At 64.0% G+C, this 18,697-nt stretch carries 27 protein-coding genes; 15 read left to right on the top strand and 12 right to left on the bottom strand.

Going from position 1 to position 18,697, the window contains the following annotated elements:
* The 10 genes from PKO50_RS12150 to PKO50_RS12105 form a co-directional block, all read right to left on the bottom strand.
* Complete coding sequence (locus PKO50_RS12150) at window positions 1-636, bottom strand: DUF3164 family protein (RefSeq protein WP_275629839.1); 636 nt, start codon at window positions 634-636, stop codon at window positions 1-3.
* A complete protein-coding gene (locus PKO50_RS12145; protein WP_275629838.1) occupies window positions 629-1,165 on the bottom strand; it encodes a hypothetical protein in 537 nt (178 codons plus the stop codon). Before PKO50_RS12145 ends, PKO50_RS12150 begins: the two co-directional genes overlap by 8 nt.
* Window positions 1,165-1,449 (bottom strand): hypothetical protein, encoded by a 285-nt coding sequence (locus PKO50_RS12140; RefSeq protein ID WP_275629837.1) that lies wholly within the window; start codon window positions 1,447-1,449, stop codon window positions 1,165-1,167. The genes PKO50_RS12145 and PKO50_RS12140 overlap by 1 nt, the downstream gene beginning before the upstream one ends.
* Entirely contained in the window at window positions 1,446-1,772 is a 327-nt protein-coding gene (locus PKO50_RS12135; RefSeq protein WP_275629836.1) for a hypothetical protein, read from the bottom strand. The genes PKO50_RS12140 and PKO50_RS12135 overlap by 4 nt, the downstream gene beginning before the upstream one ends.
* A 1-nt stretch (window position 1,773) precedes the next feature.
* A complete protein-coding gene (locus PKO50_RS12130) occupies window positions 1,774-2,949 on the bottom strand; it encodes an AAA family ATPase (RefSeq protein WP_275629835.1) in 1,176 nt (391 codons plus the stop codon).
* The gene (locus PKO50_RS12125; protein ID WP_275629834.1) at window positions 2,949-4,730 is read right to left on the bottom strand and encodes a DDE-type integrase/transposase/recombinase; all 1,782 of its coding nucleotides are present in this window, start codon (window positions 4,728-4,730) and stop codon (window positions 2,949-2,951) included. The genes PKO50_RS12130 and PKO50_RS12125 overlap by 1 nt, the downstream gene beginning before the upstream one ends.
* Before the next feature lie 3 nt (window positions 4,731-4,733).
* Window positions 4,734-5,600: a hypothetical protein gene (locus PKO50_RS12120; protein ID WP_275630467.1), complete on the bottom strand. Its 867-nt coding sequence runs from the start codon at window positions 5,598-5,600 to the stop codon at window positions 4,734-4,736.
* Window positions 5,601-5,717: 117 nt separating this feature from the next.
* A complete protein-coding gene (locus PKO50_RS12115; protein ID WP_275629833.1) occupies window positions 5,718-6,029 on the bottom strand; it encodes a helix-turn-helix domain-containing protein in 312 nt (103 codons plus the stop codon).
* Window positions 6,026-6,286, bottom strand: a complete 261-nt coding sequence (locus tag PKO50_RS12110) for a hypothetical protein (RefSeq protein WP_275629832.1) — start codon at window positions 6,284-6,286, stop codon at window positions 6,026-6,028. The genes PKO50_RS12115 and PKO50_RS12110 overlap by 4 nt, the downstream gene beginning before the upstream one ends.
* Window positions 6,279-6,671, bottom strand: a complete 393-nt coding sequence (locus PKO50_RS12105; RefSeq protein ID WP_275629831.1) for a hypothetical protein — start codon at window positions 6,669-6,671, stop codon at window positions 6,279-6,281. The genes PKO50_RS12110 and PKO50_RS12105 overlap by 8 nt, the downstream gene beginning before the upstream one ends.
* A 216-nt stretch (window positions 6,672-6,887) precedes the next feature.
* Here PKO50_RS12105 and PKO50_RS12100 point away from each other — a divergent pair, with 216 nt between their 5' ends.
* Window positions 6,888-7,175, top strand: a complete 288-nt coding sequence (locus tag PKO50_RS12100; RefSeq protein ID WP_275629830.1) for a hypothetical protein — start codon at window positions 6,888-6,890, stop codon at window positions 7,173-7,175.
* A gap of 408 nt (window positions 7,176-7,583) precedes the next feature.
* On the opposite strand, the gene PKO50_RS12095 is transcribed toward PKO50_RS12100, so the two are convergent.
* Window positions 7,584-7,832, bottom strand: coding sequence for a DNA-binding protein (locus PKO50_RS12095; protein ID WP_169887547.1), 249 nt, complete (start codon window positions 7,830-7,832; stop codon window positions 7,584-7,586).
* Between the two features lie 33 nt (window positions 7,833-7,865).
* Window positions 7,866-8,168: a hypothetical protein gene (locus PKO50_RS12090; RefSeq protein WP_275629829.1), complete on the bottom strand. Its 303-nt coding sequence runs from the start codon at window positions 8,166-8,168 to the stop codon at window positions 7,866-7,868.
* A gap of 541 nt (window positions 8,169-8,709) precedes the next feature.
* On the opposite strand from PKO50_RS12090, the gene PKO50_RS12085 reads away from it, so the two are divergent.
* The 14 genes from PKO50_RS12085 (at window position 8,710) to PKO50_RS12020 (ending at window position 18,599) form a co-directional block, all read left to right on the top strand.
* Window positions 8,710-9,309 (top strand): hypothetical protein, encoded by a 600-nt coding sequence (locus PKO50_RS12085; protein ID WP_275629828.1) that lies wholly within the window; start codon window positions 8,710-8,712, stop codon window positions 9,307-9,309.
* Between the two features lie 29 nt (window positions 9,310-9,338).
* Window positions 9,339-10,163 (top strand): TIR domain-containing protein, encoded by an 825-nt coding sequence (locus PKO50_RS12080; RefSeq protein WP_275629827.1) that lies wholly within the window; start codon window positions 9,339-9,341, stop codon window positions 10,161-10,163.
* A 142-nt stretch (window positions 10,164-10,305) separates the two neighbouring features.
* Window positions 10,306-10,608, top strand: a complete 303-nt coding sequence (locus tag PKO50_RS12075; protein WP_275629826.1) for a putative holin — start codon at window positions 10,306-10,308, stop codon at window positions 10,606-10,608.
* Window positions 10,609-10,610: 2 nt separating this feature from the next.
* Window positions 10,611-11,354, top strand: a complete 744-nt coding sequence (locus PKO50_RS12070; protein ID WP_275629825.1) for a transglycosylase SLT domain-containing protein — start codon at window positions 10,611-10,613, stop codon at window positions 11,352-11,354.
* Window positions 11,351-11,569 (top strand): hypothetical protein, encoded by a 219-nt coding sequence (locus PKO50_RS12065; RefSeq protein ID WP_275629824.1) that lies wholly within the window; start codon window positions 11,351-11,353, stop codon window positions 11,567-11,569. Before PKO50_RS12070 ends, PKO50_RS12065 begins: the two co-directional genes overlap by 4 nt.
* Complete coding sequence (locus PKO50_RS12060) at window positions 11,562-12,173, top strand: lysis protein (RefSeq protein WP_275629823.1); 612 nt, start codon at window positions 11,562-11,564, stop codon at window positions 12,171-12,173. Before PKO50_RS12065 ends, PKO50_RS12060 begins: the two co-directional genes overlap by 8 nt.
* Complete coding sequence (locus PKO50_RS12055) at window positions 12,173-12,490, top strand: DUF2730 family protein (RefSeq protein ID WP_275629822.1); 318 nt, start codon at window positions 12,173-12,175, stop codon at window positions 12,488-12,490. The genes PKO50_RS12060 and PKO50_RS12055 overlap by 1 nt, the downstream gene beginning before the upstream one ends.
* Window positions 12,490-12,792 carry an ArsR family transcriptional regulator gene (locus tag PKO50_RS12050; RefSeq protein ID WP_275629821.1) on the top strand — a complete coding sequence of 101 codons (303 nt, stop codon included), beginning with the start codon at window positions 12,490-12,492 and terminating at the stop codon, window positions 12,790-12,792. The genes PKO50_RS12055 and PKO50_RS12050 overlap by 1 nt, the downstream gene beginning before the upstream one ends.
* A 2-nt stretch (window positions 12,793-12,794) precedes the next feature.
* On the top strand, window positions 12,795-13,343 hold the full coding sequence (locus tag PKO50_RS12045) for a phage protein Gp27 family protein (RefSeq protein WP_275629820.1): 549 nt from the start codon (window positions 12,795-12,797) through the stop codon (window positions 13,341-13,343).
* A complete protein-coding gene (locus PKO50_RS12040; protein WP_275629819.1) occupies window positions 13,343-13,534 on the top strand; it encodes a hypothetical protein in 192 nt (63 codons plus the stop codon). Before PKO50_RS12045 ends, PKO50_RS12040 begins: the two co-directional genes overlap by 1 nt.
* Window positions 13,534-15,207 carry a hypothetical protein gene (locus tag PKO50_RS12035; RefSeq protein ID WP_275629818.1) on the top strand — a complete coding sequence of 558 codons (1,674 nt, stop codon included), beginning with the start codon at window positions 13,534-13,536 and terminating at the stop codon, window positions 15,205-15,207. The genes PKO50_RS12040 and PKO50_RS12035 overlap by 1 nt, the downstream gene beginning before the upstream one ends.
* Entirely contained in the window at window positions 15,201-16,787 is a 1,587-nt protein-coding gene (locus PKO50_RS12030) for a DUF935 domain-containing protein (protein WP_275629817.1), read from the top strand. The genes PKO50_RS12035 and PKO50_RS12030 overlap by 7 nt, the downstream gene beginning before the upstream one ends.
* Window positions 16,777-18,021, top strand: coding sequence for a PBECR2 nuclease fold domain-containing protein (locus PKO50_RS12025; protein ID WP_275629816.1), 1,245 nt, complete (start codon window positions 16,777-16,779; stop codon window positions 18,019-18,021). The genes PKO50_RS12030 and PKO50_RS12025 overlap by 11 nt, the downstream gene beginning before the upstream one ends.
* Window positions 18,022-18,023: 2 nt before the next feature.
* On the top strand, window positions 18,024-18,599 hold the full coding sequence (locus PKO50_RS12020) for a phage virion morphogenesis protein (RefSeq protein ID WP_275629815.1): 576 nt from the start codon (window positions 18,024-18,026) through the stop codon (window positions 18,597-18,599).
* The last annotated feature ends 98 nt before the right edge of the window (window positions 18,600-18,697 follow it).

The following is an 18,697-nucleotide window of genomic DNA, read 5'->3' as shown; positions in this document are numbered from 1 at the left end:
TCACACCCCTGCGATGTTCAGGCTGATCGGCAGATAGCGGTCGGTCATGCCATCGCGTTGGAAAATGCGGATGTACACGGCCTGGCCGTTGACCTGGATGGAGTCGCGCAGGGCCTGCATGGCGCGCTTCCAGTTGGGATCATCGATCTCGACGCGGAGCAGGCTGAGTACGTCGTTGGTCTTGATCTGCCCCTGGCGGTTGGCCCGGAACGCACGGTCTACCAGTACCCGCAGGTGATCGTTGGCGCCCTCGCTCCAGGTGCGGATGCACTGGTCGATCAGTTCCTTGGCTGCCAGGATCTCCTCGGTGAAGACAATGCGATCCGCATGTGCGCGCTCGATCTTGTAGCGGCCGTCGTAGGTGAGGATGGAGACGTTGCCCTTCTTCCCGCCGAGCGTTACGCCGTACTTGTCGCCGGAAATGCGGATCAGGTCTGCGATGTCTTCCAGGGAACGAGCCTTGAACCGGGCCGGCGCGTCATGGATATGCAAGGCCTCCTCGACCAGATCGCGGGCAACCTGGTCGCGCAGCTTGTCGTGCTCTCGCACCTGGTGCTCGGGCACCAGGTGGCCCGCGGCGTTCATGACGAAGCCGGCCGGGACAGCGATGGATGGGGTTTGTTTGGTCTCAGCCATGGCTCGGTTCCTTCAGTTCGATTTCGTTGGCGCGGTCGATCACACCGATCGCCGCCAGGATGAGTGCGCCGGCCTTCACCAGGTTGCGGCGCGCGTCGAGGCTGGGTCTCCACCAGGACGGTTCCCAAGGCCAGAGCTGGGGCACGATCTCGCTGATTTCCGGCAAGCGATCGGGATCACGCAGCTGACAGAAAGCTTCCTCCGCGTAGCAGGCGGCCGCGATCGCCAGCTCGCCACGATCGTGCGCGTCGTCGTGCTGCTCGCTGAAGCCCTCGTCGCGGATCTGGCGCAGGCGCTCGATCACCAGCGCTTGAATCTGCTTGAGGCCCGGAATGTCGGAATCACTCTCGGCCAGACTGATCTCCAGCGTGCCGTATTCATCCACCTGGAAGGACTTGCGCGTCAGGGGGAAGCGCAAGCCGTTGATCATCACGGCCAGATCTACCTCTGCCGGATCGACTTCCAGTTCCCTGGCCACGGTCTTGAGACGGATGGCAAGGTCACGAGCTGATACAGGTACGTTGTTCATCAGTGCACCTTCCTTGCGGCCTTGGCCGCGCGTTGCTCCTGCAGGTACTCAGCCATCGGCTTCATTTCGGCGTGCAGCTTCGAGTAGTTTTCGGAGATGAACAGGTCGAGGAGCTTCACCAGCATGTCGTTCAGCTTGTGGGAGCCGGTCTTCAGTTCGATCAGTTGCTGGTCCTTCGCGAAGGCTTCCTGCAGGAGATCCTTCAGGGCCTCGCGGCACTCCTGCTCGCTCATGGCGTCGACGTTCAGCCACGGGGTGTAGGCGTGGGTGATGACTCCGCTCATTGGTCCTGCTCCTTGATCGGCGTCAGCCAGGCCACGTCGACGCCGCGGATCGTCACGACGTTGTGTGTGTGCTTGCCCTCGACGCGATAGCGCATCCCGCGGATCTCCGAGAGGAAGTTGGACTTGATCAGGTCGGAGTCCTCGGCGCGGATGTAGATGCGGTTGTCCTTCTCGACCAAAGCCTTGATCTCGATGCCCGCTTCGCGGAGCGCGCGGGTCATGGCGTTGAATGCAGCGAGATGCTTAGCGAACTCCGCGGTCAGGCAGTGCAGCTCAGGCGCGGCCGGCTGCTGTTGGGGCTGTAGGTGGTGAACGGTGCCCATGTCAGACCACCTCCCGAACTACGTCAGCGGTGACGCGAGGCTCGCCGATCTGTACGGCCAGGTTCATGGCTGCCCGGACCAGGTTGGCGATGGCCAGCGGGTAGAGTTGGCTGGTCTTGTCCTTGCCACTGGTGCTCAGGCGCTCGATCAGCGCCTGCACGGCACCGTCTTCCATGACGTCGCCGAGCTTCTTGTTGGCTCGGCCCAGGCGGTGCACCAGGTGCGCTTCTACCTGGTTGACCGGCAGGGGGCGCAGCCAGGTGATCTCGATGCGCTGGGCGACCTCGCGCACCTCGGCATTGCGGGGCGAAAGCTTCACCGCCAACTCGGGCTGGCCGATCAGGATGATGGAGATCAGCTTGGTGAAGCCGTCCTCCAGCTCGCGGTACCGCTTCAGGTGCTTGAGCAGCGGAATCGACAGGCTGTGGGCCTCTTCGATGATCAGCAGATGGCGCTGGCCAGCGGAGTTGCTGGCTTTCAGCGCCGTTTCAACCTGGGTAAAGCGCGCCTGGGGGCTGGACTTCGGCGTTTCCAGCGGTGCGATCGCCGTCATGATCGCCTCCGCGATATGCAGGGACTTCATGGGTTTGCCCTTGACCTCGCTGTCTTCGGAGCCCAGGACATGCGGCTTGATGACGATGATCGGCGAGCCTTCCCGCGCCAGACGCTGCTCCAGGTCCTTGCGCAGGCCCGACTTCCCTGCGCCCGACTCGCCAATCACTGCGAGGAAACCATCGTGGCGCGCGGTGACGTGCATGGCCTCGCGGACATAGCGCATGTCTTGGGTGACGTACATGTCTTCGGCCGCGCGCAACTCGTCGAAGGGGTCGATGTACAGCTCGAATGCCTGCTTGGTTGCTGGCAGCAGGGGCTGTTTCGGCATTAGCATGGGGTCGCACTCCTCGGTTTCCTGATCGTTTTCGGGGGTTGCAGGGGCCTCGGCGTTGGCGCGCCGGGGCTCCACTTTTTCGAAGGCCTGACGCACGTCGTCGAACTGCGCGCCTTGGCCCATCAGGTATTCGGTGATGCGCCAGGCCAGCTGCTGCTGGTCCAGCGACTTCGGCCATTGGCCGTAGTTGATCAGTTGGGCGATCGCCGCCGGGCTCAGCTCGACCGCTCGCGCCAGATCGGTCTGGGGCTTGCCGACGCTGGCCAGCACTTCCTTGAGCTTCAGCATTACGAATTACCTCCCACGATGCGCAGGCCGGGACGAACCGGGACCTGCAGCTGCTGGACGATGGCGTCGAGCTGGTCCTCATGTACGCCATCGGGGTAGTTGGACTTGAGCCAGGCCATCGACTCAGCGGTCCAGGCGGAGCCCATGCGCGCGCGCAAGGCCTTGGCGGCCGCCGCGTGGCTCATGGGCTTGATCTCGACGGTGGCCACCGTCACGTTGAGCTGCAGCTCGCTGCCCTTGCGCGGCATGAAGGTCGGCAACTGGGCGTCTTCGATGTGCTGGAAGGGCTTGAGCTTGCCGCCGAAGGGAATGGCCTTGGCCTTGCGTGCCGCCTGCTCGTCGGCTTCGGTCTCAGCGCCCATGGCCAGCCTTGCCGCTTCCTTGCGAGCCTTCTGTGCAGGCGTCTCCGCGTGCTGCCGGAAGGCCTCGCCGATGATCGGCGAGCGCACGTCGAAGCCGTTCTCGTCCCTCTGGACGGCCGGGATGACATGGAAGATTTCGTAACCGTCCTCGCCGATGCTCACGACCTGGGCGGCATCGCTCTGCCAGGGGTTGCGCGTCACCAGCACCTGCTCGCCGACCATGACGCAGGGGATGACGGACACGTCGTATTCCGTGCCCTGGAAGCTAACGCGCAGCTTGCTGGTGACCTTGCGGCTCTCGGGCTCTGCGATCGCCAACTGGCGGCATACGTCGACGCCGGGGGCTTTCACCAGCTGGTGCTCGCGGATGCGCATCCAGGCGGCAGAGCGAGTCACGCCGAGCCGCGAATGAACCTCCGCTGCGTTGAACCATTCGCGCCAGATCTTGGCTGCGGCATTCAGCTCGTCCAGGTCGGCGACCGGTTGATAGCGAAGCGCCGCTTCGAACTTGCGTTCAATGATGTTCCGGGCGTTCTCCACCTGCCCGGTAACGCGGGCTGCGCCAGGCTTGTGGACGATGGTGCGGATGCGCAGCGCCCGGCAGAGGTTCCGCGCCATGGCCGAGGTGTTGGCCGAGCCCGGGTCCATCATCAGGATCGTGGGCACGCCATGCAGAATGTCGTTGCCGCCGCGCTCCTGCATGGCGTCGATCAGGACGTCGCACAGGTTTTCGCCACTCTCGGCGCCCATCACGTATTTCACGTAGATCCAGCCACTGGTGTGGTCGGTGATCTCGTAGGACCAGACGCGGTTGGCGGCGATGCGAGCCAGGTTCTTCGGCTTGTTCTTGTAGAACTGGTCGTGATCCATCACGCGCAGGCCGTTGGCCTTGGGATCGGCGCCGGGCTTGAGGTAGTAGAGGACGCACAGCGAAGCGTCGATCTGCCAGACATGGTTCGGATGGCGGCTGGCCAGCTCAGTTACCGGCGCCGGCTGGAGCAACTGCTCAGGGTGAACCCCGTAGCTGTAGAGCGCCCTGCCGATAGCGCTGATGGACAGCGGACGGATCTCGCCCGTGCGCTCGTCGATGACATCCGCGCGGATCATGCCGCTGGCCCGCAGAGCGTTGACGGCATCCTTCAGGCTGTAGAGGCGCTTTTCATTGTGGCGCGCAGTTTCCATCATGGCGCTGCTGATGGTCAGGGCATCGTCGCGACTGAGCACGCTAATGCCGGCATCGCTACGGCGCTTGCGGGAGGCATCCTTCACTGCGACCTCCTTCAGTTTGCGGTACAGGGTGGACAGGGACATGCCGAGCCGCTGCGCCGTGTCGCGGATAAGCTCAGTGCGCTGGCCGCGTTCGGCATTGTGCAGCTTGCGCTCCAGGCTGATCAGGGCTTGGATGATAGCGGCGCTCATGGCTTAGCCCTCAGGGTGCTCGGTCGCCAAGGCGTTGCCTTCCTGGTGCAGCCAGGCGTACCCAGCAAGACCTTCCGTGGCGCTGCCCTCGGGAAGCTGGAACTCTTCACGGATACGCAGAAGGAGCATTTCCAGCTGGCGCACCAGGTTGGCCTGGAACGGGCGGTGGTCGCTGCCGGTCTGCTCGGAGTGTTCGGCCAGGACCGTGAAGGCTTGGCGCAACGTGCTGGAAAGCGCGACCTCGGCTTCGAAGTGCGCCGCAGTGACCTCCTCGCGCAGGGCCTTCTCGGCCTCGTCGGCCTTCATGGTCTGGATGCGCCGCCTGGTCTTCTCCAGCTCATGGGCGGTGTCATCCAGTTCGCGAGACTTGCGTGCAATGCGCTCGCCCAGGGCCTCGTTGTCCGCCTGCAGGTTCTCGACCTGCTTCTCCAGGGCGGACTTCTCCTTGGCGTGGGTGGCGATCAGTTCCTCGGCCAGGTACTCCACCGCTTCCTTGTTGCCCTGCTTCGCCGCCTCGATCAGTGCGCTGCGGGCGTCTTCCGGCAGGCGGCGCCATTGGCGCAGCTCGCGGTAGCCGATGCCCATGCGGGACATGGATTCCAGGGCTTCTTCGCCGAATTGGCGAAGGTTCCGGATGTCCTCATCTACCTGTTCTACGGAGCGACCAAGGAGGCTGCAGAACTCTTGCCAGGTACCTGACAGAAAGTCGTGACCGTCACGACTTTTCTGCCCCTTGAGAGCCCGGTACAGCTTGTTTTCCTTAACGAATGCGAGTTTAGAAGTCGTGACCGTCACGGAAAATTTGGCGAAGGCATCTGCCATCTGCGCCTGGCCCAGCAGTTGGTTCACCAGGTCGCGTTCTTCCCCCATGTCCGAAGCCAGGGCGGTGGCGTTCTGCACCAGAGCCAGAGCCTCGTTGTTCAGCGGTGCGTCTTGCACCAGTTCAGCGGCCGGCTGAGCTTTGCGTCCCATGTCCTACTCCTATGGTCAGAGGCTGGCTCCCGCCAGCACACGTTGGTTGATCTCGTTGATGCGCTGCTGGGCCGAGGCCATCTCGTTGGCGTGGGCCTGGGCGATCTGCAACAGCGCGATGCTCGGCGCGAAGCGACCGGTGTCGAGTCGGGTGGCGAAGCCCTCCTCGATCAGCAGGTCCATGTACCGTGTGATGTTGGCCGGGCTCTCGCCCAGGGCCTGGGCCAACTCGGTGTTGGAAAGGCCACGCAGGGTGTGGCCGCGCAGCGCTTTGAGCACGCGCAGGACGCGTGCAGCGCTGCTGGAGGGGCGATTGACAGTACTCATGCGCAACGCTCCATCGGGATGACGACCAGGGCGCCGGATTGGGTGATAGCGGCCTGGCCACCGGTGGCTTCCGCCAGTTGCTGGTGGAGATGCTGAGCCTCGTTGCACCACCCTTCAGCACATTCCTCCATGCGGGTCAGCTCGGTGCGCAGGTGCTCGTTCTCTTCGGCAAGGCGTGCAGCCTCGGCGCAGAGCTGCTCATAGGCCTGCTCGTCCAAACGGCGCAGCAATGCCTGGGTATTGATCGGCTTACTCATCGTGAGTACTCCCGAGATCGAGTTGCGGGTGGTCGTGCTGGATGACGTTGCCGTGGTGCCAGGCCAGGGACTCCAGGCCGGCGCGGATCGCCTCCAGCGTCTGATGGGCGCTCTGGCGGCTGTTGTAGAAGGCCATCAGCGCGCCGGCGGCGTCGTGCAGGACCTGCTGCAGGCGCTGCATGTCCTCGGGCGAGCTGCTGCGGCCGGTGGGGATGTCCACCAGCAGCTTCCCGTGGGCAGCAGCCAGGTACCGGGTGATCAGCGGCTGGCCGCAGGCATGCTCCAGCGGTAGGACCAGGCTCAAAGGGAGGCGGCCGTCGGCTTGCCACTTGTAGAGGCTGGAGCCGTTGTTCAGGGCCAGGTAGTCGAATGACAGGTGGTCCATGCTGCGGCCACGTTGCTCGCGGGCCGCATCAACGCAACCGCGGATGGCTTCAACCGGTGACCGCGGAACCCAGGTTTTCCAATTGCGACGGCTCATTGGAAGGCACTCCCCAGGGACGCCAAGCCGGCGTCCGAAAATTCTCTCGATCCATCAGTTGGCAGCGGCTGCATCCATCGGCCAGCCTGTTCATGCACATTCACAAGCGAGGACATGGTCATGACCGATCGGTACGTTGAGGCGCTGGCAGCACGGATGGATGGACTTGGTCAGGCGTTCCTGGTGCTGGGCGCGGCGCTGAATCAGCAGGGGCTGCTGGATGGCCAGCTGCTGCAGGCGCGGATTCGACGTCGCGCCGAGGATCTGGATTCGCCGCACCCCGTTGTCCTGGAGCAGATGGAGTACCTGGCTGACCAGCTACTGCGGAACTACCTGCATGCACAGGGGCTTGGTCGCGAGGAGATCGAAAGGCAAATCCAGTCGGGGAAAAGCCCTGATCCAGATTGAGCACTGGAGGCAGGTTGTTCGGATCGAGGCGGATGATGTCCCCGACCAGAACGCCGGCCAACGCCGACACGTCGCGGTCCACGCCGTTCACCACCACCGTGAGCCGAGGGGTTACCTTACGGACCAGGGGCTCAGTGGCGCTGGTAGAGGCCTGGAGTTGCTCGCCCATAAGGCGCCCGGCCGTGATCAGCATCAGTCGATCGATCAGTTGGCGGACACCGGCGCTCGCCGGGCTGCGATCGAGCGACAGCTGTACCTGGACCTGCGCGTCGGCCAGGTGCCAGGCGACATCGACGGCATCGCCAGGGGCGCAGGCGATCACCGCGTCCAGGGCTGCGCGCCAGGCGTCCAGCGGGTGCGGGATGAGGTCAATGTATTCGGTGGGAATCTGCGACATGGCGGAGATCCTCATGCGGCGCGGTGGGCGGTGTCCGGGTTGGCCTTCAGGCCCAGGGCCACGGCGGCCTTGTGGGCGTCGCCGCGGAGGCCCTTGAGGCGGCCGCGGAGCAGGTCAACCACGGTCATGCGGTCGAGGCCCATGTCGCGAGCCCAGTGGGTTTTGCAGACGCCGTGACGGATAAACCACTCGTTGGCGCTAGTGGGCGTCTGCGGATACGGCAGCGGGGCCGCGCTCGGGGTTTTCCGGTTGCCTTTCATGGCGGTCCTCGTGTGGTAAATTGCGGAAATTGGTTAGTGCTGGCGAAGCGGGTTGGTTTTCCGCAGGAGTTCCGCGGCGCGCTTGAGGCTCAGGCCTGAGCCCGGGTCTTGCGGGAGAGGAAGCGCTACGGTGACGGCGTGCTCGCTGCTGCGGGTGTTTCGGTCAGCGGCAAGCAGTAGGGAAAGAGAAAGGGCGATCCAGTCGGAATCGCTCAGGGCTGCCTGGTTCAGTTGATCCAGGAAGACCTGGCGATAGTCGACAGGGCGATCGCTGGCAATGGCGTTCTGCAGCTCTTGGTCAAGAAGATCCTGCAGGCGCTGGATAGCAGGGTTCATGGCGTTTTCCTTCGTGGCTAGACGTGGGTAATCGCTGTGGTGTGTGGTGAATATTGGGACATTAACGTCCCATGGTCAAGCGACATTTATGTCTCAAACAATCGGAGAACGACTCCGCAAGGTTCGCGGCGATCTTGGGGTTGGTGAATTTGCAGAGCGCCTTGGCGTTAACCGCAAAACGGTTACTCGCTGGGAGGCGAATGAGGCGCTTCCTGATGGGGCCTCATTGCTCTCGCTGCATCAGCATTTCGGTGTGGACCCCGGCTGGTTGCTGACGGGAGGCCCATCTAGTGCTGAAGGGGCGGGATCAACAGCGCCTCCGCAGCTGAACTCTCGTGAGCGAGCGCTGCTCGCCAACTACCGGGGTTCGGACGAAGAGGGGCGACGAGCGGTAGAGAGCACAGCGAGTGCTTTGGCGCACAGGGACAGTGCGAAGAAGGACCGCAAAGGCGGCCAATGATGATTAGGGGTAGGCAATCCTGGGGAGGAGCGCCTGGCCCATACCAACAACTACAAGCCAACACGAAGAAGGGAGCGCTCGATGAACAAAGATGTTCGTATCGCTATGGCGTTGATGGGGGTATTGGCATTGACAGGTTGTGCCTCTGCTCCGAAGCATTACGACGTAACCCGAAGCCGCACCTACGACGCCAGTTATGACCAAGTCTGGGCGCGCCTGATTGCGCTGTTGGCCAAGTCGAATACGCCACTAAAAGAGATCGCCAAGGACTCTGGTGTGATCTACGTGGAGGCGCTCCGGTTTGACGAGCGGCAAGCGGATTGCGGTTCGCCCGGTATCTTGAAGCCTATAGCTCGATTTGCCTCGGTGAACATCCTGGTACAACCAGTTGGCAACCAGCAGGTCGTCACGGTGAATAGCCGCTTTGTCGAAACTCGTTACAACAGCCTCGACTACTCAAGCAGTCAGGTAGAGTGCAACTCGAAAGGGCAATTCGAGGCAGCGATCCTGAATGCCATCGGTCCCGCAGCCAGGCCTAGCGCGACGTCGACAGTCAGCCCTCAGCGCCAGCCTGCTGTTGCTACGGCTAGATCGGTTGAAGAGCAGATAGACGAGCTAAATCGACAGCAGCTGCCCTACGAGGAGTACCAGCGGCGGTATCGGGAGATCATGGGGCAGTGACTCATAAGAGCGTTGAGGCGGAGTATTGAATGAAGGTTTTTCTCAGTTGGTCGGGGCCGACCAGTCATACAATCGCGAAAATCTTGAGGGACTGGCTGCCTTCGGTGATCCAGAGCATCGAGCCGTATGTATCGTCAGAGGACATCGACAAAGGGGCACGATGGTCGTCTGATATTGCCGGGGAACTCGACTCGTCTAGCTACGGCATTATCTGCCTAACGCCGGACAACGTGAATGCTCCGTGGATCAACTTCGAGGCTGGCGCTCTTGGGAAGAGCGTCGATAAAAGCCGCGTCAGTCCTGTGCTATTCAGACTGAAAAAGTCAGAGCTAAAAGGTCCACTGGTCCAGTTCCAAGCAACAGTCTTCGAGAAAGACGATGTGCTGAAGTTGATGCAGTCCGTCAACAGTGCGCTACCGGAGCATTCCCTGGATCCTGTTCGGCTCGAAAAGGCATTCGCCACCTGGTGGCCGGAGCTGGAGAGCCAATTGAATGGCATTGCTAATGCACCGACGGAGCCAGAACCACAGCACAAACTTATTCCTGACGAGATCAGTAGCGTGCTGGAGGAGTTGATTGACCTTACAAGGGCAAACCACAAGCTACTGCGAGAACCTGGGGCATTGATTCACCCAAGACTCGTCGAAGAATTCTATATGCGAAGCCATGAAATGGAGCAGGTCATGAAGGATGCATGGCATGCATACAACAAAGTACGAGACTTCATGGCCGAGCATCGAGAAGAGCTACTTGGTACTCCTATGTACGCGAAGCTTGATTCCTTGATCAAAGATCTCCAGGGCCCCCTTCACCATGGTGCCCGCCGCCGGAATCCAAAGGATTGGAAGCCTTAGCGCTGTAGGAGCTCTCGGCGCCCTTCTTGTTTTCGCCCGTTCCAAAATACATTCCGCTCTCGCGTGGGGATGATCGTTCTGCCTGCTTCTGCAGGAAGGACCTTCACCCAGGCCAAGGATGGCCATCCACGCGGAGAGCACCATGCCCCAACCCCGCCATAAGCCCATCTATCGCCGCGGTCCTCGCCAGACGGTGATGGCGCTCATCACCCTGTGCCTGTTCCTCGCGCTCCACGCGATCCGCCCGGAACAGCTCCAGGTCGTGCTCTACAAGACCAGCCTGGTCACCTGCGCCGTAGTGATCGGCTACTGGGCCGACCGTGCTCTGTTCACCGTCGAATCCCGGCCGCACGAGTGCATCGGTGGCATCCACATCGTCGGCGCCTGGCTCCGGCGCGCAGTGATCGTCGGCGCCATCGTACTCGGCATGACGCTGGGGCTCTGATCATGGGGGCCCCGCAGATCATCTGGCTTCTTCTCGCTGGTCTCGCTGTTGGTGCCGCTGCCGTTGAGCATGGCAAGACCATCCCCGTATCGGCGTCACGAACCCTATTCAGGGTGGCAGCAGCCCTCGCTCTGCTGTCCTGGGGCGGGTTCTTCTCTGGCCAATGCCATGCCGCCACGGCGGATCGAGTTCCTGCCCAGGCAGAGCAGTACCGCCGCGTCCTGGTGCGAGCTGCTCATGCCGAATGGGGCCTGGATGCACCCGTTGCCACGCTTGCGGCGCAGGTCCACCAGGAAAGCCGCTGGCGAGCGGATGCGCGCTCGCCGGTCGGAGCCCTCGGCCTCTCCCAGTTCATGCCTGGCACCGCCGAATGGATCTCCGGCCTGTATCCGGCGGCCCTGGGCGCGAACCAGCCGCTCAATCCAGGTTGGGCGCTCCGCGCCCTGGTGACCTACGACCGCTACCTCTACGCCCGTAACCAGGCCACCAGCGACTGCCATCGCTGGGGATTCGTCCTGGCCGCATACAACGGCGGCCAGGGGTGGGTAAACCGCGACCGCAGACTGGCATCGGCATCCGGCGCCGATCAGCTGGCCTGGTTCGGCGGTGTCGAGCGATTCAACGCAGGTCGCTCCGCCGCCGCGTTCAAGGAGAACCGCGACTATCCCCGACTGATCCTGCTTCGCTACGAGCGCCTCTATAACGAATGGGGTGCTGGTGTCTGCGCCGAGAGGTACACCCTATGAGACTGTCCTCCCGCATCACGCTTCACCTCACCGGCGAGATCACCCACGTCTCGCCTGCAATGATCGAGCGCCTGTTCGCTGCCTCGCGGGACTTCCTGCCAGCGCCGGAGCTGTACTGCTCGCCGGTGCCGCGCGAGCGCCACGGCAAGAGCGGTGTAGCCAAGGCCAAGCGGAAGGCCCGCCAGTTCAAGCGTCGGAGGGCCCACCATGCCTAGCTGGCTGCGCTTGGCCGGTCCCCTGGTGCTCGCAGGCCTGTTCCTCGGCACGTTGGTGATTTCCGGCGAGCACCAGTTCGACCTCGGCTACTCGACAGCCAAGGCTCAAGGCGACAAGGCCGTGGCCGATCTGCGCGAGCAGTACGCCACCGACCGTGCCGAGGCCGCTCAGGACAACCTGCTGGAGTACCGCCAGCAGGTAACCCGTGCAAATCAGGCCGAGGAGCGCTTCCTGGGCGCCCAGGACCAGATCGCCACCCTCAAGCAACAGCTCTCGGAGCGTATCGCCCATGTCTCGACTCAATACCGGCCGGCGCCGGGCGCTGCCGCTGTGCCTGCTCCTCGCTTTGTTGTCACTTGCGGCTGGCTGCGGGACTACAACCTCGCCCTCGGCGCCGATCTGCCCGCCCCAGACGCCTGCCGAGCTGCCTCCGGCGCTCAGGAAACGGCCTGGCCCGCCCCCGGCTCTGACGCCGAGCTACTGGAAAGCGGAGTCCGCGCGGCTGACATCCTGGCCCATGCCCGCGACTACGGCGCCTGGGCCCTCACCAACCTGGCGCATCTGAACGCGTTGCTCGACGTACACGACAAGGAAACTCACTGATGGATTGGGACTTCGCGCTGCGTGCCGGCCAGTTCGTATTCACCGCCCTGGTGGGCCTCTACTCGCTGGCTGCAGCGCGCCGCTCCAGCTCCAAGGTCGAGGCCGACCAGTTGGAGGAGCGCCTCCAGGACCAGAACAACCGGATCCTGGTCCTGGAGCAGTGCGTCGAGCACATGCCCGACGGCAAGCAACTGGCCGATCTGGCCGGCGACATGAAAGCCATCAAAGTCGAGCTGGCCGGGGTGGCCAAGTCTTTAGATCCCCTGATCCGGTCGGTCGACCGGATCAATGACTACCTGCTGAACGCGAGGACCTGATGAGCAAATACGCTGACTACCTGAGCGAGGACCGCCGCCTGGTGATCCTGCGCATCCTGACCGAGATGCCCGGCTACCGCGCCAATAGCTCGGTGCTGCACACCGTGCTGCAAGAGTGGGGGCACGAACCCACTCGCGACCAGGTCAAGGGTGAGCTGCGTTGGCTGGAGGAGCAGCGCCTGGTCCAGCTGGATGACGTTGCTGACGGTGCGGTGCTGCTGGCCAAGCTGACCGAGCGCGGCGCCGATGTGGCTGCCGGCCGCGCCCGAGTCGACGGTGTGAAGCGTCCGGGAGCGAACTGACAATGGGTCGCAAGTCCAGCATCGACAAGCTGTCCCAGGACGTGCGCTCGTTCATTGAGCGCGCCCTGCGCGAGAACCGCCTCACCCTGGACCAGCTGATTGAGCAGCTGCAGGAGCGCTTCCCGGGCAAGGAGAGGCCGAGCCGCTCGGCGATCGGCCGCTATAAGGTCAGCTTCGACGAGATGACCCGGCGTCTGCGAGAGCAGCAGGCGATGGCCAGCCTGCTGGTGGAAGAGCTGGGTGAGAACCCCGACGAGCGTGCCGGTTCGCTCCTGGTGCAATCCATCACCACCCTGACTACCCATGCCGCGTTTGCCGCGCAGAACGAGGAGGACGTCGACATCGAGGACGTCCGCAAGCTCGCCCGTGCAGCCAAGGACGTCCTGCAGGCGCGCAAGGCCAGCATGGAGGAGCGCCGCCAGATCGAGCGCGAGGCCCGCGAGAAGCTGCTCCAGGAACAGGAGCAGCGCCTCGAGGAAATGCGCGGCAGCGACGGCATGAGCGAGCAGCTCGAAAATCGCATCCGCGGCATCCTGCTGGGGAAGGCATGATGAAGACTCTGATCTTGATTGTCCTGCTGTCGGTACTGGTCGGCTGCACGTATGAGAAGGAACCCCGGGAGGTGGCTAACGGTGCTGCTCACATCCGGGTGTGGCATGACGACAAGCGTGGCGTGACCTGCTGGCTGTACGGCGGCACCAGTGGCGGTATTTCCTGTCTTCCTGACGGAGCACTTCACTGATGGCCATGCTCGCGACGTCAGACAAGCTGGGCGAACACCTCAAGGCCGTCAGCACTCCGCGCAAGATCGACCTGGCCGAGGAAATGGAGCTGCTCGGCGTCGACGTGCCCCAGGAAATCGCCGAGGCCCAGCCGTCGAATGAGCCCGTGTTCCTTGGCTACCAGCAGCGCTGGTTCGAGGACCAGAGCCCGATCATGATCGCGGAGAAGTCCCGCCGTACCGGCCTGACCTGGGCCGAGGCTGGGCGCAACGTGATGAACGCGGCCAAGCCTCGCCGCCGTGGCGGATGCCACACATTCTACGTCGGCAGCAAGCAGGAGATGGCGCTGGAGTACATTGCCGCCTGCGCGCTGTTCGCCCGCGCCTTCAACGAGCTGGCCGAGGCGGACGTTTACGAGCAGACGTTCTGGGATGAAGGCAAGAAGGAAGAGATCCTCACCTACATGATCCGCTTCCCGAAATCGGGGCGGAAAATCCAGGCGCTGAGCAGCCGCCCGAGCAACCTGCGTGGCCTGCAGGGCGACGTCGTGATCGACGAGGCCGCGTTCCACGAGTCCCTGGAAGAGCTGCTCAAGGCGGCGCTGGCCCTCAACATGTGGGGCAACAAGGTCCGCCTGATCAGCACCCACAACGGCGTCGACAACCCCTTCAACACCTACATCCAGGACGCGCGCGAAGGCCGCAAGGACTACAGCATCCATCGCATCACCCTTGACGATGCAATCGCTGACGGCCTGTACCAGCGGATCTGCTACGTCACCGGGCAGGAGTGGTCGCCGGACGCCGAGAAGAAGTGGCGAGACGGGCTGTACAAGAACGCCCCCAACATCGAGTCGGCCGAGGAAGAGTACGGCTGCGTCCCGAAGAAGTCCGGCGGCGCCTACCTGTCGCGCGTGCTCATCGAGCAGGCGATGGTCCAGGACCATTCGATCCGCATCTACCGCTACGAGGCCCCGGCCGGCTTCGAGAGCTGGACGCCGGCGATGCGCGAGGCCGAGGTGCGGGCCTGGTGCGAGGAGAACCTGCGGCCCGAGCTGGCGCGCCTCAGCGACCAGAACCGCCATACCTTCGGCGAGGACTTCGCCCGCCGCGGCGACTTGTCCGTCTTCACGCCTCTGGCTATCTCGCCGACGCTGCGCAAGCGAGTGCCGTTCCAGGTCGAGCTGCGGAACCTCACCTACGAGGCCCAGCGCGACATCATGTTTTACATCTGCGATCGCCTGCCGCGCCTCAGCGGCCTGGCATTCGACGCCACCGGCAACGGCGGCTACCTGGCCGAGCAGGCGGCGCTGAAGTATGGAGCGGGCATGGTTGACCAGGTGCAGCTCAACCTCGCTTGGTACGCCCTCTGGATGCCGAAGCTGAAGGGCGAGTTCGAGGCCTTCAACCTGGAAATCCCGCGGCACCAGACCGAACTGGACGACCTGCTGTCGATCAAGGTCGAGAAAGGCATCCCGGTCATCGACAAGGGGCGCACGAAGGATCTGGAGTCCGCCGGCGGCAAGGGCAAGCGCCATGGCGATGCCGCCGTCTCGCTGGTCATGGCCGTCCGAGCCAGCTACATGGAGGGCGGTGAGATTGCCTTTACGGCGCTGCCTCGGCACACCCGCGGTTTCGACAACGTCCAGGACCACGACAACGACATCGAACTACCGGAGCCCTCCGCATGGTGATGCAGACGCTGCGCGCCGCTGTCGCGCGCATTTTCGGGCAGGCGAGCATCAGCGATGCCGACCTGAAGGAAGCCCAGACCGCCCACCTGACCAGCCTCCACCATGAAGTCGCCGGGCACCCCTCGCGCGGCCTGACTCCCTCGAAGCTGGCCGCCATCCTCGATGCCGCCGAGATGGGCGACGTCGTCGCCCAGTACGAGCTGTTCGAGGACATGGAAGAGAAGGACGGCCACATCCACGCCGAGATGTCCAAGCGGCGCAGGGCAGTGGCCCAGCTGGACTGGGACATCGTCCCGCCCGACAACGCCACAGCGAAGGAGAAGGAAGCCGCGGCGGCGCTGTTCAGCCTCATGCAGGGCCTGGACGACTTCGAGGAGGTGGTGTTCGACACCACCGACGCTATCGGTAAGGCCTTCGTCTGCCAGGAGTTCGACGGCTGGGAGCGTGTCGACGGCAATTGGCTGCCCAAGGCGATCATCCACCGGCCCCAGTCCTGGTTCCAATTGCCGCGGGGTACTCGGCAGGAGATCCGCCTGCGCGGCCCGCTGGACGGTACGCCGCTGCAGCCTTTCGGCTGGATCACCCACATCCACAAGGCCAAGAGCGGTTACCTGGAGCGTGCTGCGCTGTTCCGTGTCCTGGTCTGGCCCTACCTGTTCAAGAACTACTCCGTCGGCGACCTGGCCGAGTTCCTGGAGATCTACGGCATCCCGATGCGGGTGGGCAAATACCCGACCGGGGCCACCGAGAAGGAGAAGCTCACCCTGCTGCGAGCCCTGGCCGCGCTCGGCCATAACGCCGCTGGGATCATCCCGAACGGCATGGAACTGGAGTTCCTCAACGCCGCCCAGGGCGATCCGGCGGCCTTCCAGTTGATGATCGAGTGGTGCGAGCGCACCCAGTCAAAAGCAATCCTCGGCGGAACTCTGACCAGCCAGGCCGACGGCAAGACCAGCACCAACGCCCTGGGCAACGTCCACAACGAGGTGCGCAAGGACCTACGGGACGCCGATGCGAAGCTGGTGGCCAAGACGCTCAGCCGCGACCTGGTCTATCCGATCGCCGTCCTCAACGGCCTGGCCGACAGCTGGGCGCGCTGTCCGCGCCTGGTATTCGACGTCCAGGAGCCCGAGGACCTGAGTGCCTACGCGACTGCGCTGCCGCCGCTGGTGAAGATGGGCTTCCAGATTCCACGCAGTTGGGCGCAGCAGCGCCTGGCGATCCCGGAACCGGCCGAGGGCGAGGAAGTACTCGCGGCCGTGGCCGAGCCCACCACGCGCCCGGCGCTGCCTGCTGCGAGCGCTCCGGGCCAGGCGGTGGCCACCGCCCAGGTCACCCTGCCGAAGACCGCCGCCGACCAGCTGGACGACACGATGCGTCCGGCCACAGACCAGTGGATCGACCAGATTCGCGCCCTGGTGCAGAGCGCCGCCACCCTGGACGAGATCCGCGACGGCCTGGACCAGCTGCTGCCGAACATGAGCATGGAGCAGTATGCGGACGCCATGGCCCAGGCCCTGGCTGCCGCTGCGCTCCAGGGCCGCGTCGAAATCCTGCAGGAGGTCACCGGTGGCGCTTAAGGCGACCTCACTGCCCTTCGCCGAGCAGAACCAGTTCTTCCGGCGCAAGCTCAATCTGCCGACCAATGCCTGGACGGACATCTACACCCGCGAGCATGACTATGCCTTCGTCGTCGCCGGCGCCAACCGCGACGACCTGGTGCAGGACTTCCGCCAGGCCGTCGAGAAGGCGATCGTCGACGGCACTACCCTGGAGGACTTCCGCAAGGACTTCGATCGCATCGTCGCCAAGTACGGCTGGAGCTACCGCGGCGGTCGAAACTGGCGCAGCCGGGTGATCTACGAGACCAACATGCGCAGCAGCTACATGGCCGGCCGCCTGGAGCAGCTGATGGCGGTACGCGAGGAGCGTCCCTACTGGCAGTACTTGCACAGCGATGCGGTCGAGCATCCGCGGCCAGAGCATGAGTCCTGGAATGGTCTGATCCTGCGCTGGGACGATCCTTGGTGGCAGTACCACTTCCCGATCAACGCCTGGGGTTGCCAGTGCAGCGTCCGCGCGCTCAGCGAGGATGACCTGCGCCGCATGGGCAAGGACGGCCCGGATGAGGCGCCGCCGATCGTCTGGCAGACCCGCACCATTGGCCAGAACAGCCCAGATGGCCCGCGTGTGGTCGAGGTCCCGGAAGGCATTGACCCGGGCTTCGAGTACATGCCGGGCCAGGCCAGGCTGGACAGCGCCGTGCCGCAACCTCGGGATGGCGGCCCGACATCGCCCGCACCGAGCCTGCCGAACCGGCTGCCGGAGGATCCGTTGCCGCCGCCCCGGCCTGTACCGGCGAGCCAGCTCCTGGGCGAGGACGTCACCGACACGTCGGCGGTGCAACGCTTCCTGCAGCCGCTCGGGGCTACCCTGGACGAGCCGGCGATCTTCCAGGACGTTGTCGGCCAGCGCCTGGTCGTCGGCAAGGAAATGTTCATCAGCCCAGCCAACGGTGAGCTGCTCGCCCAGCAACCCGGACTGGCGAAGAAGTGGCTATTGCTGGCGGCCGAGACACTGCGCCGGCCGGCCGAGGTGTGGGTGCGTCTGGACTGGGTGGAATCGCTCAAGAAGGCTGTGGTGCGCCGCCGCTATCTGGCCAGCCTGCTGGTGAAGGGTGAGCCAGCCCCCGTCCAGGTGGTTGTCGAGGTCGATGCCAATGGCTGGGCGGCTACGGCGGTCACCGGCCAGGCCGGTCAGCAGCCGCTCGCACCGTATCGCCAGGGCGTGCGGCTCTACCAGGAGAAGCAGTAACCATGGCCGGCGCCACGCTCGAATACGATGTTACGCGCGTCATGGAGGCGCTGCAGTCGGCCGTCGACCTGCTGCGGGATCCCTCGCAGATGTTTCGCGACATGGGGGAATACCTTGCCCCCGAGATCTCGCTGCGGTTCGAAACGCAGGCGTCGCCAGACGGCACACCATGGCAGGCGCTGTCGCCGGCGTACCTGAAGCGCAAGCGGAAGAACCAGGACAAGATCCTGGTGCTCAATGGCTACCTGAAGAACTCGATCCGCTTCCAAGTCAGCGAGAATGAGCTGGCCGTCGGCTCCAACCGCACATATGCAGCGATCCATCACTTCGGCGGCGAGATCCAGATCGCTGCGCGTAGCCAGCAGGCCCACTTCCGCTACGACGCCAAGACCAACGAAGTCGGCCCTCACTTCGTGAACAAGAGCCGGGCGAACTTCTCGCAATGGGTGACCCTCGGCCCGTACACCATCAAGATTCCGGCTCGCCCCTGGCTGGGAACCAGCGACAGGGACGACGACGAACTGCTCGCCATCGCCCACAAACACCTCGACAAGGCGTTTTCCGGCCTAGGCTCCTGAGCGCCTCAGAAAGGCCCATGGGGGCCTTCCCGGCTGCCGTGGTTCACGTCGGCAGTCGATCGACGCCGCTACGGCGTTTATAAATCGGCCCAGGCGCT

It is taken from the genome of Pseudomonas sp. 273 (genome assembly GCF_029201425.1).
Classification (GTDB): domain Bacteria; phylum Pseudomonadota; class Gammaproteobacteria; order Pseudomonadales; family Pseudomonadaceae; genus Pseudomonas; species Pseudomonas delhiensis.
This window is presented reverse-complemented; position numbering and strand designations above follow the sequence as displayed.